Origin of the sequence: Streptomyces sp. S.PNR 29 (genome assembly GCF_030386795.1) — a bacterium.
Taxonomy (GTDB): Bacteria; Actinomycetota; Actinomycetes; order Streptomycetales; family Streptomycetaceae; genus Streptomyces.
Genome location: NZ_JANUQM010000012.1, coordinates 138,986 through 151,586 on the forward strand (window position 1 = coordinate 138,986; position 12,601 = coordinate 151,586).

Genomic DNA, 12,601 nt, shown 5'->3' on the forward strand with positions numbered 1-12,601 from the left:
CTCCCCCTCTCCCATCACCCAGGTGCGGGAGTTCTGGCTCGCTGAGGGTGCGTGCGGCAACGAGACCTCCTGTGATTACCGTCGCACCGCCCTGTGCCCGTCGCGACCCATGGACCGGCTTTCGTGACACGCGGATCGGCTGTCGTGCCGGCCGCGGCCCCGGTTGCACCCCGCCGGTAAGTGGCGATCGTGGACTGTGATGGAGGCGAGGCCCGCCTCCACCTTCGAGGCCATGGAGAAGGGAAGACCATGGTGACGAGACCCGGCGTTTTCGGCGCCCTGACCAAGGAACATCGCGAGGAGCTCATGTCGCTCGCTCGGGAGGTGTCGTTCGCAACGGGTGAGCGCATCTTCGACGAGGGCGGAAAGGCCGACCGCTTCTGGATCATCCACACCGGCACGGTGGCTCTCGATCTCCATGTGCCCGGCCGGCGAGCAGCGGTCATCGAGACCCTCGGTGCCGGGAGACTGCTGGGCTGGTCCTGGCTGGTCCCTCCCCATCACTGGCATCTGGGGGCCGAGGCCGCCAGCCCGGTGCGCGCCTACGAGTTCGACGCGGCGGCGGTCCGTGAGATGTGCGCGAAGGACGCGGGGCTGGACCACGAGCTGTGCACCTACGTCGTCGGCGTGCTCGCGCGCCGGCTCAGGTCCGCCCGAGTGCGGCTGCTCGACCTGTACGCACCCCACGGCGCGGGCGAGGTGCCCGACTAGGTCTGCCGGCCGCCCGCCCGGACGGGCAGGTCGGCTTCCGGTGCTGAGTCACACCACTGTGACCGGGCTCGCTAGTTGGCACCAGGCCACGCGGTCTCCTCGCTGGCCGGGATCTGCCACCGAGCCCGCTACGAGGCGCAGGCCGCCATCGAGCTGGAGGCGGCGGTCCTCGCGTGGGCGGGCGTGCGGCCCGTCAGTGGTGCGGGGTGGCTATGGCGGCGAGATGCGTGCCGGGGCGGACGGAGAGTCCGTTCATGTTGTAGACGATCTTTCCGGTGGCGTTGGCGGTGATCTTGTGCTCGGTGCCGTCGACCGGGTCGATGATGCGGCCGATGGTCTGTCCCTCGGTGACCTCGTCGCCGGTGACATGCGTCCGGGTACCAGAGGCCTGCGGCCGGAGACTCGACGTCGCCCGTCCAGATCCACTCGCGTGGCTGCACGGTCGGCTGCTTGATGTGCTCCGACGCCCCGATGGCACCGAGGTGGTGCAGGAGCCGGTACAGGGCGTCGAGGAGCCTGCGCACGGTGGCGGGGTCGCGGTCGCCGAGCTTTCCGGTTTCGACGAGGATCGCGGGGATGCCCTGCCGGTTCGCCGCGGCGTGGCTGTTGCCGCCGTCCGGGCTGGTGCCGAAGATGACCCGCTCGTATCCGACCGCGTGGGCCATCGCCTTGTTCTTCGCGTTCAGCTCGTCGTCGCCGGTCTCCTGCCCCCGTAGACGGCCGGCGGATTGGTCACGGGGCAGATCACCAGCTGGCCGGCGGCCTCGTCCGGTTCCAGCAGCCCGGCCAGGCGGGTGGCGGCGTCGACGCCGATGAACTCGCCGCCGTGGACACCGCCGGTGATCACGACCCTGGGGCCGGGGCGGGAGCCGTTGACGAGGATCAGAGGAACGTCCACCGTCGTGGTGCCCAGGTCGGCGGGCAGGCTCCCGCGGGCCTTCTGGCCGGGCTCAGCCCTCAGCGCGCCGATGGTCAGGGTCATGTGTTTCCTCGTTTCTGACTCAGGCCGGGAACGGCCGTTTGTGTGATGAAGTCGATCGACTGGGAGGCGCGGCGCTCCAGGGCGAGGTCCGTGGCGATCCGCCCATGGCGGGCCTCAGTAGGCGGTTGCCCGTCTCAGGACTGAACGGCCGAGCGCAGCTCGGGCAGGGACAGGACCTCGTCCAGCACGTCGACGTAGAGATCCACGTGCTCGCGGCGGAAGGTCATGGGCGGTTTGATCTTCAGTACGTTGTCGTGCACGCCATTGGGGAAGACGATGACACCTCGCTCCTTCATGAGCTCGGTGACCATGAAGGCCTGCTCAGTGGCCGGCATCTTGGTGGTGCGGTTACGGACCAGTTCGACGCCGAGGTAGAGGCCTGCGGCCCGTACGTCACCGATGAGCGGTTGGCGCTGCTGGAGCTCGCGCAGCGACTGGGCGAAGTACCCGCCCACACTCACGGCGTTCTCCCTCAGCCCATCCTGCTCGACGATGTCGAGCACGGCCTCGCCGATCGCGCAGGAGACCGGGTTGCCGCCGAAGGTGTTGAAGTACTTCATGCCCGTGTCGAACGCGTCGGCGATCTCCCGAGTCGTGACCACCGCCGCGAGGGGATGCCCGTTCCCGAGCGGCTTGCCCATCGTGACGATGTCCGGGACCACCCCCTGGAGCTCGAACCCCCACCAGGGCCCGAGTCGTCCGACGCCGACCTGGACCTCGTCGGAGATGCACAGGGCGCCCGCCCGCCTGGCAGCGGTGAACACGCCGTCGAGATAGCCGTCGGGGAACACGATGTTCCCACCCGATCCCATCAGGGACTCGGCGATGAAGGCGGCCGGGGGTCGGCCGTCGGCCGTGATCCGCTCGATGACGGCCGCGGCGTCGCGCGCGTACTTGACTCCGGCGTCCGCGTCGTCGTACCCGTAGGTGCTGCGGTAGCGGTCCGGGATGACGACCTCGTGGGTGGTCGCGGGCGCACCGGCGCCGCCGGGGCCCTTGTAGCGGTTCGGGCTGATCCCGGTCACCACGCCGGTGTTTCCGTGGTACGCGCCGTCGATGTTGACGATGTGCTGACGACCTGTCACCTGGCGGGCGATCCGCAGCGCCAGGTCGTTCGCCTCGCTGCCAGTGCACACGAGGAAGACGACCTCGAGCGGGTCGGGCAGGGTGGCTACCAGCTTCTGTACGTAACTGGCGATCTGCGGGTAGACGAAACGGCTGTTGGTGTTGAGCTTGCGCAGCTGTCGGGTGGCGGCGGCCGTCACGCGTGGCTCGGCATGGCCGACGTGGGTGACGTTGTTCAGCGAGTCCAGATAGGCCAGGCCGTCCTCGTCGTGGAACCACACGTCCCGCCCACGCACAAGGTTCATCGGGGTGCGGTAGTAGTTGCGCTGGGAGCGAGCGATGTGGCGACGGCGCACTGAGACGACGTCGTCGATGGTGGGGACCGCGGCGGGGGATTCGGTGAACCCGAGGAGCCGGGCGGGGTCGGGTGACAGGTGGCTCCACACCTGCCGTGCGGAAGGCGGCACGACACGAGGCGGCGGCCACGTGGCCATCCGCGCGGTGCGGTGGACCTGCACCTGGACGCAGGACCCGAGCGGGTCCGTCTCCTCGCTCGCGCAGGCGCGTCCCAACGGCGCCCCGGCCGGGACTGTCGCCGCGACGGGCGGCGTGTCGTCGAGTCCCCACCAGCACGTCCAGAACTCCAGCCCCTCGACCGCATGTCGCAGTACCAACGGCATCCCGGCGCCACCGCGGGCCTCGACGACGCCGGACAGCGGGCTGGAAACCTCCTCGGCGTCGGCCACGATCAGCGAGCCGCCGACCTGAACCGTCGCGGGCTCGTCGGCTCCCGGGCGGCGCCGGCCCCCCAGGAGCAGCGATGCGCTGAGGTGGGGCACGTAGCCCCGCCGCCGTCGTCCGTCGAGGACGTCGTCGATGCTCGCGCGCACCGCCCTCGCGTCGTGCCAGTCGACTTCGTCGTAGAGATCACTTGCCGGTCGCAGGTCGAGCAGCTGCGGGGCCGGTGCGTACGGGGCACCGTCTCGGGCCGCCTCTGCCAGGACCTCTTCCAAACCCCGCTGCTCCCGCGTCGGGGGGAGCCCACACGCGACCCGGAACGTCGCCTCGGCGACGTCGGGGCACACCTCGGCCACCTGCGCGATCGCGGGCCAGGTGTGTTGCATGCGGGTCCGCCCGTACGGGGTGTCGCTCTCGGCGACCCGGCGCGTCCACGTCACGGCGTTCATGCACAGCCGGGCGGCCGCCAACGGATAGACAGCCGCCAGTTCCTCAGCCGTGAGGGGGAGCACCGAGTGGAAGCCGGCCACGACTTCGGCCGCCGCGGCGAGCGGGTCGGCCTTGCGGACCATGGCGTAGCCCGCCGCGATCGCCACCTCCGCCGCGCGCACACTGTAGAGCGAGTCGCCCAGGTCGACGATGCCCGAGATCCGCAGCACCCCGTCCTCGTCGGCGTCGGCCAGGACGTTGGCGTCATTGAGATCCTGGTGTACGACGCTCCGCGGCAGTCGGTCCCATGCCGGCAGGAGATCGTCGTACCAGCCCATGATCGTGCGCACCGACTCCCGCTTGTCCGCGTCCTGTACAGCGTGCAGCGACGCCTCGACGATCTCAGCGGCCCGGCGCATGTCCCAGTCGTGCGGTTCCAAGCCCACCGGTGGCTCCACGCTGGAGAGTCCGAGGCTCAGCCGCCCGGCGGCTTCTCCCAGCTGACGCAGAAGCGCCGCGGGGTGGTCGTCGAGTTCCGCCAGGACCCGGCCCTCAAGCCAGCTCATCACGCGTACCACGTGCGTTCTGCCCTCGTGGACGACGGCGGCAAGGAACTTCCCCTCGCGTGTCGGGACCAGCCGTGGTACCGGAAGGTCGGGAACGGTGGCGGCCAGATGCTGGAAGAGCGAGTTCTGCCAGAGGACGTCGGCCGAGTCCGGCTCCGCGCGGGTGACCCGTACGAAGTAGCGCATGCCGTCGTCGCCGGTGATCCGGACGTTCTGGTCGATCTCCCCTCCCAGCGGGTGCTGGACGTATCCCTCGAGCCCGAAGGACTGCCGCAGCACGTGATCGAGGAGCGGGCCCGGCAGTTGGCCGGTGTGACCGGGGATGGTCGTTCCGTCCTGGCCGGTGGTGGTCGCTGAGGTCATCGGTGCGTTCTCTCTCTCGTCGTCAGGTCGCTCATCACTCACCGTGGGCCTGCGTCACGACGCTCAGGGCGTGGCCGGTCCCCCGCCGCTACCCGTGCGGACCTTTGCCCGACGCTGTCAGCCGGCTCCCGGACGGTCCGATCGATTGCGGTTCTTGGGGGGCGCCGGGCAGGGCTGCCGCGGCTGTGTCTCGGTCGCTTCTCGGGCTGCGCGGACCTCGGCCAAGTCGACGAGCGACAGGTCCAGGGCGGACTCCCCGGTTTGGTACTTCCCCTCGATGCGCCACTCCGACGGCCGCAGGGGCCCGGTCCAGGACGCGCTTCAACACCTGGGGCCAGTCGGCGATCAGGTCCGAGGCGGGCGGTCCGGCAAAAGGGGAGCGCTCATCGAGACCGGGCATCAGCTCACGCGGCGGCGGTTATGACGTCCCAGGCGACCCTCGCCTTGAGCTCGGCGTAGTCTCTGGGGGCGTCCTGGGTGATCTCGCTCCCGCTCCGCCTGGCGAACCGCTGATACTGACCCGAGGAACGCGGCGCCCTCAGCAGCGCCTGCTCAAGGTGGCGGACTGGGGATCAGGTGCCTAACGGAAGTGCCATTGGCTGCTCCAAGTGCGTGGTCATGTCACGAGCTCTCTCCAGCCCGAGGTGATGCGTCAGATGAAACACCGCGGAGAATCCGGCAACAAGGGACGCGAGGCCGCGACATCGACCCCGTATTTTGTGCCTGTGCACAATCTCTGTCAGGGAGCCCCAGCGGCATGTCAGCGGCATTACCCGGAGACGGCCCCGGATCCGTCCGGTGACGGCTGTCGCCGGGAGAGGCGGTCCTCGTGAGCGGCCCGGGGCGCCGTCAGGGCGGGGCTCGCCACGACGCCGTGCAGGCGATCGCGCGCCGGCTCCTCGAGGAACGACTCGACGAACTGACCTCTCGTGCTCTCGAACAACTGGAGGCCGAGGAGCCCGCCTACGCGTCGGCGGACTGGGACCCGGTCCAGAAACGGGAGGGGATGCGACGAACCCTCGAACTCGCCCTGACCCGGCTGGCCGGCGGTCCCGTGCCCCGGACGGTCTCGCGCGCCACCGAGGACGTGGGACGCGAGCGAGCGGAGCAGGCGTTCCCCCTGACCGCTCTGATGCACTCCTTCCAGCTGGACCTGAGGACCCTGTGGGAGGCCGTGCTGGCAGAGGGGCGGGCACGGGGCATCAGCGCCGATCCCGACTTCCTCGACGGGCTGATCCGCGTCTGGGAGGCGACGGACGCCAACAGCGTCGAGGTCGTCGACGCCTACCGCCGCACCGAGCGCGACCTGGCGAGCCGTCGTACGGAGGTGCGCAACCGCGCCTTCAGCCGCCTCGTCCTGGAAGGGGAGCAGGATCCCTCCACCGTCGCCGAGGCCTCCACGTTGCTGGGCTTCTCCGAGAACGTCGCCCTGACCGTGGTCGTGGTCGAATCCGTTCCTACCGGGGACCCGTCTGTGTCCCAGGTCGACGATGCGCTGCGTCGGGGCGGCCTGGTACGTCACTTCGGATGGATGGGTGACGAGCTCCTCGGCATCATCGGTCACGGACGGCGCGATGAAGAGGCCATGCTTGCCATGCTGCGGCCGTTCGCCCCGTGGCGCTGCGGCGTCGCGGAAGTCCCCGGCCTGGCGCTGACGGCGCGGGGCATCCGGTTCGCACGTGCCGCGATCCGCAGCTCCGCGCAGCCCGGAGTGCGGCACGTGGAGGACCACTGGATCGGGGCGATCATGTCGGCGCAGGAGGAGCTCACCGGTGCGATGGCCACCGGCGTGCTGCGCCCCCTGCTCGAGCTGCGCGACAGCGACAGCATCGTCGAGACCCTGCGCTGGTACTTCGACCTGGGCTCGGTCGCCGAGGTGGCCGCACGCACCTACCGGCACCGGAACACGGTGGGAAATCGCCTGCAGGCCGCGGAAGAGGCGACCGGGCTGAAGCTGTCCCGACCGAACGACGCCGCCCGGCTGGTCCTCGCCCTGGCTTGGCTGGAGACGGACGCGGGCGCCCGCTTCCGGGCGACGATGTCCTGATCCACCGATCGCTGACGGGGCGAGGCAACCGGCCGGGCCGCGACCGGGAGAGCTGGAGCCGAAGCGTGGCGGTCAGAGGCCACATGCCCTTCATGAGGACGGCAGCCTTGGCGGCCGACAGCCCGGTCACGCCGCCGGGCAGCGGCGCCGAGGGGCCGCAGTCCGGAGCCGCTCGCGGTGCCTCTCAGAGACCATGCTGTTCGAGCGGAACTGCAGGGGACCCCTGACGGAAATTGTGCACAGGCACAAAATGCGCGGTCGATCTCGCGGCCTCACGTCCCTTGTCGCCGGATTCTCCGCAGTGCTTCACTGACGCATCGCCTCAAGCCGGACAGAGGCTCATCGCATCGGAGCAGCAAGGATGCTGCCGCCGACTACCTGATCAGCATTCGCCGTCCCCGTCGTGTCCGGGGGCTCGTCCTCCAGCGGCGGCCCCTCGGGCACCTCCTCAGCCCCCAGGCCCCCTCAACAGGTCGCCACCCCAACGCCTCGGCAGCCTCCTGAACTTCCGATGCGGCCGACCTGGCCGCACTCGACGAGATCGTGACTCCCGGTAAGCGGAATATCCCATATGCCCGGAAAGGGGTTTAATATCATGCGCCAGATCGTCACCTTCGATGCCTACGGCACCCTGGTCGACTTCCAGCTCGGCCCCACCACCCTGAAAGTCCTGGCCGACCGGCTGGACCTGGACCGTCTGAACGTCGACGAGTTCCTCGACGACTTCCGCATCATGCGGTTCCACGCCGTCCTGGAGGCATACCGCCCCTTCCGCGAGCTGCTGCCCGTCAGCCTGGAGACAGCGATGCGTCTGCACGGCCTGGAGTACCGGCAGTCCGACGGCGAGGCCCTGGTCGCGGCCGTGCCCACCTTCGGCCCCCACCCCGAGGTCCCGGCCGCCCTGCGGGCGCTGAAGTCCCGGTACGAGATCGCCATCATCTCCAACACGGACGACGACCTCATCGCCCAGAACCTGGCCAACATGGGCGTCGAGTTCGACCATGTCATCACCGCCCAGCAGGCCAAGGCGTACAAGCCGTCCCGGCAGACCTTCGAGTACGCCTTCCAGACCATGGACATCGACCCCGCCCAGGTCATCCACGTCGCCCAGGGCTGGGAGTACGACCTCATCCCCACCCGCGACCTCGGCCTCGCTCGCCGCGTGTGGATCAACCGCTACGGCCACAACGGCTCCATCGGCGCCCGCGGCAGCGCCGACTACCAGCCCTTCGACGAGCTGCCCGACCTGTCCGGCCTGCCGGCCCTGCTCGGCTGCTGAAGCCGGGACTAGACACAGCTCCTGCCTTCCCCGACCGGACCGGCAAGCCCCTGCCCGAGCAGGCGGACCTGGTGGTCATCGGTGGCGGCCTCACCGGCCTGTCCACCGCCTACCACGCGGCACTCAAGGGCGCCCACGTCGTCCTCGTGGAGAAGGACAAGGTCGGCTCCGGCGCCTCCGGGCGCAACGGCAGCATGTGCACCCAGGGCATCACCATCAGCCCCGCCGAGGCGCGCAAGCGCTACGGGCAGCCGCGGGCCCGGGAACTGTACGACGCCTTCCGCGAGGCGGTGACCGTGGTGGAGGAGCTGACGGTCAAGGAGCAGATCGACTGCGACTTCCACCGCGTAGGGCGTCTGGGCGTCGCGTTCAAGCCGCAGCACTTCGAGAGCATGCGGGCCAAGCAGCGCGACCTGGCCGACAACTTCGGCCACGACACCACGCTGCTGAGCAAGAGCGATCTGCGTGCTGAGCTGGGCTCCGACTACTACCACGGAGCCCTGCTCGACCCGCTCAGCGCGCACCTTCACGTCGGCAAATACGTCCATGGCCTGGCCGAGGCCGCCGAACGCGCCGGGGCTCAGATCCACGAACGCAACGCCGCCACCGCGCTGCACCGCCTCCCCGAGGGCGGTTTCCTCGTCGAGACCCTGCACGGCACCATCCGCGCCACGCAGGTCATGGCGGCCACCGACGCCTACACCGACAAGGCCATGCCCTGGTTCCGCAAGCGGCTGATCAACGTCGGCAGCTTCGTCATCGTCACCGAGCCACTGGGCGAGGAGCGGGCCCGGCAGCTCATCCCCAACAACCGCGTGGTCGTGTCCTCCAAGAACATCGCCCACTACATTCGCATCACCCCGGACAACCGCCTGGCCTTCGGCGGCCGGGCCCGCTTCGCCCCCTCAGACCCCGCCTCGGACATCAAGAGCGGTGACGTTTTGAGGCGGGAGATGACCGAGATCTTCCCGCAGATGGCCGGGGTGAAGATCGACTACGTATGGGGCGGCATGGTCGGCTTCTCCTACGACCGCGTTCCGCACGCGGGCGAGGTCAACGGCCTCTACTACTCCATGGGTTACTGCGGTCACGGCGTCCAGATGGCCACCTACATGGGTCGCGCCATGGCCGAGGTCATGGACGGCCACCCGGAGGCCAACCCCATGCGCGGCTTCGGCTTCCCCAAGGTTCCGGTGCCGTTCTACAACGGCACCGCCTGGTTCCTGCCCTTCGCCGGGGCGTACTACAAGGCCAAGGACCGGCTGCGCTGACCCTCTCGCCACATCCACGCTAGCGCCGCACCCGTGGCATCCCCAGGCCGATCCAGGCGATGATCTCCCGCTGGATCTCGTTGTTGCCGCCGCCGAAGGTGAAGATCACCGCCGAGCGGTAGCCGCGTTCCAGTTCCCCGTGCAGGACGGCGCCGGCCGAGCCCTCCTTGAGCGCGCCACCCGCGGCGACGACCTCCATGAGCCAGGCGTAGGCGTCGCGGCGTGCCTCCGAGCCGTACACCTTGACGGCTGAGGCGTCCTGCGGGGTGAGGGTGCCGTCCTGGACGGCACTGACCATCTGCCAATTGAGGAGTTTCAGCGCCTCCAGTCGCGTGTGCGTACGGGCGAGGAGGCGACGCACCCACGCCAGGTCCACGACACGGCGGCCGTCGGCGAGCTTGGTCTCCCCCGCCCAGCGCTGGACGTCGTGCAGGGCGCGGATCGCCATCGTGCCGTGGGCGGCGAGGGTGACGCGCTCGTGATTGAGCTGGTTGGTGATCAGCCGCCAGCCCTGATTCTCCGCGCCGACCCGGTGGGAGACGGGGACGCGGACGTTCTCGTAGTAGCTGGCCGTGGTGTCGTGCCCGGCGAGGGTGCGGATGACGGTGCACGAGTAGCCGGGGTCCGTGGTCGGCACCAGCAGCATGGTGATGCCCTTGTGGGGCGGGGCGTCGGGGTCGGTGCGGACCGCCAGCCAGACCCAGTCCGCGGTGTCGCCGTTGGTCGTCCAGATCTTCTGCCCGTTGACGACGTACGTGTCGCCGTCCCGGACGGCCCGGGTCTTCAGCGACGCCAGGTCGGTGCCCGCGTCGGGCTCGCTGTAGCCGATGGCGAAGTCGATCTCGCCGGAGAGGATCCTCGGCAGGAAGTACGCCTTCTGCTCGTCGGTGCCGAACTGCATGATCGTCGGGCCGACGGTGTTCAGCGCCATCAGGGGCAGCGGGACGCCGGCCTGGGCGGCCTCGTCGAAGAAGACGAACTGCTCCATCGCCGTCAGGCCGCGCCCGCCGTACTCCCTGGGCCAGCCCACACCGAGCCAGCCGTCCGCGCCGAGCCGCCGGACGGTCTCGCGGTAGAACCGCTTCTGGGCGGCCGGGTCGGCATGCCGGGTGTAGGCGTGATCCGGCACCAACTCGGCGAAATAGGCGCGCAGTTCGCTGCGCAGCCGCTGCTGCTCGGGCGTGTGGGCGAGATGCACGGCGCCTCCAGGCTCCCCAGGCCGGTCCTGACGGCGCACACCGTAGAACGTGTTTCAGAAATTGGGAATGGCGGTGCCGCACCGAATGCGGCGCCCGGAAGACTTCGGCCGGGTCCTCGGAACAGCTCTCCGAGGGCCCGGCTCAATGGGCGTCCGACCGCATGCACGTCAGGCCGAGGGCCGGCTCAGCGGAGCCGCCCCGGCCCGCACCGCTCCCCGCCTCAGCTCAGTGTGGCGAGGAAATCCGTGCATGCCCTGGCGCAGGCACGGCAGGCAGCGGCGCTGTCCTCCGCGCCGGGCTGGCTGTCGAAGACGTGGGCGCTCTCCAGACACACCGTCCGGCACCACTCCAGCTGCACCCGGATGGCCGCCTCGTCCACCTGGTTCTGCTCGGACAGCACACGGCAGGTCGCGTCGCACACCTCCGCGCACATGATGCCCTTGCGTCGTACGAGTTCCTGGTTCTCTGTCCCGTCCGGGTCCACGAGGCTCGCGCGCAGTGCGCACGCCCGCGCGCACTCAGTACACGCCTGCGCACACGCGAAGCGATCCTCCAGGAACCGGAAGAGCTCCTGTTGGGATGTCGTCGATGTCACACCACGCGGGTTGCCGCAGCCGATCGCGTCAAACCCGGAGTTCCCAGGGGTTTGCGCCGTTTTTCCAGGCCCGGCACCGGGCACCCGGCAAGCCTCCGGACGCGACTACGGAGGTGAGTGACGTGCCCGGACGAGAAGAGCTGCCGTCCACGCTGGAGCGGTCCCCGAGGGACGCCCAGCGCACCTGGATCAAGGCGCACGACTCCGCCGTGGACCAGTACGGCGAGGGTGAGCGGGCGCACCGGGTGGCGTTCGGCGCGCTCAAGCACAAGTACGAGAAGGTCGGCGACCACTGGGAGCGCAAGGAGGGCGGCCGCAAGGGCCCCTCCGACCCGCAGGCCGCCCGGCCTCGCCGGCAGCGCGACCGCACCGGCGAGGGCGTCGACGAGAACGCCTCCAAGGAGCACCTGTACGACATCGCGAAGCGGCTCGGTGTAGAGGGCCGGTCGCGGATGTCGAAGCCGGAGCTGCTCGGGGCGATCCGCAAGGCGAACCGTTCGCAGACTCGATCGGCCCGGTCCAGGTGAGCCGGTTCGTGGCCGACGCCCGGGGTACTCGCGCGCCATGAGTACCGCATGGATGGAGATGGCCGCGGGCCGGGGCGCCCTGGGCGTCGGGCTGGCCGTGGCGGGTGTGGTGGTCGTGGCCCTGCTGATCGGCGCCTTCTTCCTGGGCAGCCGCATCAGGCGCCGCGAACCCGGCCCGCCGGACCCCGCGTCGCAGCCGCGGGTGCCCGAGTCAGGCCCCGTTCGCGAGACCCACGAGAACCGCGAGCCCGACGAGGTGCCGAGAAGCGACCACCGGGTGCTGCCGCACGAGCAGCCGGCCCACGGCAACGTGCCGAGCCGGTCCGCGCCGCACCGTGAGCGGCCGCGCTGGAACGAGGGCAGCAGCGGCTCCTTCGGCAGCGGCGGACCGGGCGGCCGCTGACCGGCACACCCGTTCCGGGCCGCCGTACCGAGGCCCGCACAGGCCGTCGTACCGAGGGAAGTGAGAACCATGGCCGACCCTGCCCGCAACACCCTGCCGCTACCCGACTACGACCACCTGCCGATCGGCAGTTTGGAGAGCCGCATCCGGTCGCTGGGTGTCGAGGAGGTGGAGGAGCTGCTGGCGTACGAGCGGTCGCACGCCGACCGTCTGCCCGTGACCGAGCTGCTGTCCTCCCGGCTGGAGCAACTGCAGGCGGGCGCGCAGCCGACGTCCGGCGACCCGGGGGCCCTGCGCCCCGAGCAGGCCGAGGGCCACGGGGGCTCCCCGGTGTCACCCGCGACCTCACCACAGCCTTTCAGCCCGCCGCCGCACGGCACCCCCGACCAGCGGGGCAAGCCGAAGGGAGACCGCACGTAGCTGTTT

At 70.1% G+C, this 12,601-nt stretch carries 12 protein-coding genes; 7 read left to right on the forward strand and 5 right to left on the reverse strand.

What is annotated here, in order from left to right; genetic code table 11:
• Positions 1-249 precede the first annotated feature (249 nt).
• Positions 250-711 carry a cyclic nucleotide-binding domain-containing protein gene (locus NW895_RS29330; RefSeq protein WP_289939329.1) on the forward strand — a complete coding sequence of 154 codons (462 nt, stop codon included), beginning with the start codon at positions 250-252 and terminating at the stop codon, positions 709-711.
• Positions 712-839: 128 nt separating this feature from the next.
• On the opposite strand, the gene NW895_RS29335 is transcribed toward NW895_RS29330, so the two are convergent.
• From NW895_RS29335 to NW895_RS29345, 3 genes are all read right to left on the reverse strand, one after another.
• Positions 840-1,376 (reverse strand): succinylglutamate desuccinylase/aspartoacylase family protein, encoded by a 537-nt coding sequence (locus tag NW895_RS29335; RefSeq protein WP_289939331.1) that lies wholly within the window; start codon positions 1,374-1,376, stop codon positions 840-842.
• A 17-nt stretch (positions 1,377-1,393) separates the two neighbouring features.
• Positions 1,394-1,693, reverse strand: a complete 300-nt coding sequence (locus tag NW895_RS29340) for a succinylglutamate desuccinylase/aspartoacylase family protein (RefSeq protein ID WP_289939332.1) — start codon at positions 1,691-1,693, stop codon at positions 1,394-1,396.
• A 134-nt stretch (positions 1,694-1,827) separates the two neighbouring features.
• On the reverse strand, positions 1,828-4,854 hold the full coding sequence (locus tag NW895_RS29345; protein WP_289939333.1) for an aminotransferase class III-fold pyridoxal phosphate-dependent enzyme: 3,027 nt from the start codon (positions 4,852-4,854) through the stop codon (positions 1,828-1,830).
• An 829-nt stretch (positions 4,855-5,683) separates the two neighbouring features.
• Here NW895_RS29345 and NW895_RS29350 point away from each other — a divergent pair.
• The 3 genes from NW895_RS29350 to NW895_RS29360 all read left to right on the forward strand — a co-directional run bounded on the left by NW895_RS29350 (position 5,684) and on the right by NW895_RS29360 (position 9,451).
• The gene (locus NW895_RS29350) at positions 5,684-6,901 is read left to right on the forward strand and encodes a helix-turn-helix domain-containing protein (protein ID WP_289939335.1); all 1,218 of its coding nucleotides are present in this window, start codon (positions 5,684-5,686) and stop codon (positions 6,899-6,901) included.
• A 595-nt stretch (positions 6,902-7,496) separates the two neighbouring features.
• Complete coding sequence (locus NW895_RS29355; RefSeq protein ID WP_289939336.1) at positions 7,497-8,180, forward strand: haloacid dehalogenase type II; 684 nt, start codon at positions 7,497-7,499, stop codon at positions 8,178-8,180.
• Entirely contained in the window at positions 8,174-9,451 is a 1,278-nt protein-coding gene (locus NW895_RS29360) for an FAD-binding oxidoreductase (RefSeq protein ID WP_289939547.1), read from the forward strand. The genes NW895_RS29355 and NW895_RS29360 overlap by 7 nt, the downstream gene beginning before the upstream one ends.
• A 19-nt stretch (positions 9,452-9,470) precedes the next feature.
• Here the strand turns inward: NW895_RS29360 and NW895_RS29365 are convergent, their stop codons facing one another.
• Entirely contained in the window at positions 9,471-10,649 is a 1,179-nt protein-coding gene (locus tag NW895_RS29365) for an acyl-CoA dehydrogenase family protein (protein WP_289939337.1), read from the reverse strand.
• Positions 10,650-10,870: 221 nt separating this feature from the next.
• The gene (locus tag NW895_RS29370) at positions 10,871-11,245 is read right to left on the reverse strand and encodes a ferredoxin (RefSeq protein ID WP_289939339.1); all 375 of its coding nucleotides are present in this window, start codon (positions 11,243-11,245) and stop codon (positions 10,871-10,873) included.
• Between the two features lie 122 nt (positions 11,246-11,367).
• Here NW895_RS29370 and NW895_RS29375 point away from each other — a divergent pair, with 122 nt between their 5' ends.
• The 3 genes from NW895_RS29375 to NW895_RS29385 all read left to right on the forward strand — a co-directional run bounded on the left by NW895_RS29375 (position 11,368) and on the right by NW895_RS29385 (position 12,595).
• Positions 11,368-11,772 (forward strand): ChaB family protein, encoded by a 405-nt coding sequence (locus NW895_RS29375; protein WP_289939342.1) that lies wholly within the window; start codon positions 11,368-11,370, stop codon positions 11,770-11,772.
• Positions 11,773-11,809: 37 nt separating this feature from the next.
• On the forward strand, positions 11,810-12,175 hold the full coding sequence (locus tag NW895_RS29380; RefSeq protein ID WP_289939343.1) for a DUF6479 family protein: 366 nt from the start codon (positions 11,810-11,812) through the stop codon (positions 12,173-12,175).
• A 69-nt stretch (positions 12,176-12,244) separates the two neighbouring features.
• Positions 12,245-12,595 (forward strand): hypothetical protein, encoded by a 351-nt coding sequence (locus tag NW895_RS29385; RefSeq protein WP_289939344.1) that lies wholly within the window; start codon positions 12,245-12,247, stop codon positions 12,593-12,595.
• Positions 12,596-12,601: the final 6 nt, after the last annotated feature.

What these genes read in the sequence shown, in the direction of transcription:
- NW895_RS29330 (WP_289939329.1), top strand. Translation starts at nt 250, where the DNA reads ATGGTGACGAGACCCGGCGTTTTCGGCGCCCTGACCAAGGAACATCGC.
- NW895_RS29335 (WP_289939331.1), bottom strand. Translation starts at nt 1,376, where the DNA reads ATGGCCCACGCGGTCGGATACGAGCGGGTCATCTTCGGCACCAGCCCG.
- NW895_RS29340 (WP_289939332.1), bottom strand. Translation starts at nt 1,693, where the DNA reads ATGACCCTGACCATCGGCGCGCTGAGGGCTGAGCCCGGCCAGAAGGCC.
- NW895_RS29345 (WP_289939333.1), bottom strand. Translation starts at nt 4,854, where the DNA reads ATGACCTCAGCGACCACCACCGGCCAGGACGGAACGACCATCCCCGGT.
- NW895_RS29355 (WP_289939336.1), top strand. Translation starts at nt 7,497, where the DNA reads ATGCGCCAGATCGTCACCTTCGATGCCTACGGCACCCTGGTCGACTTC.
- NW895_RS29380 (WP_289939343.1), top strand. Translation starts at nt 11,810, where the DNA reads ATGAGTACCGCATGGATGGAGATGGCCGCGGGCCGGGGCGCCCTGGGC.
- NW895_RS29385 (WP_289939344.1), top strand. Translation starts at nt 12,245, where the DNA reads ATGGCCGACCCTGCCCGCAACACCCTGCCGCTACCCGACTACGACCAC.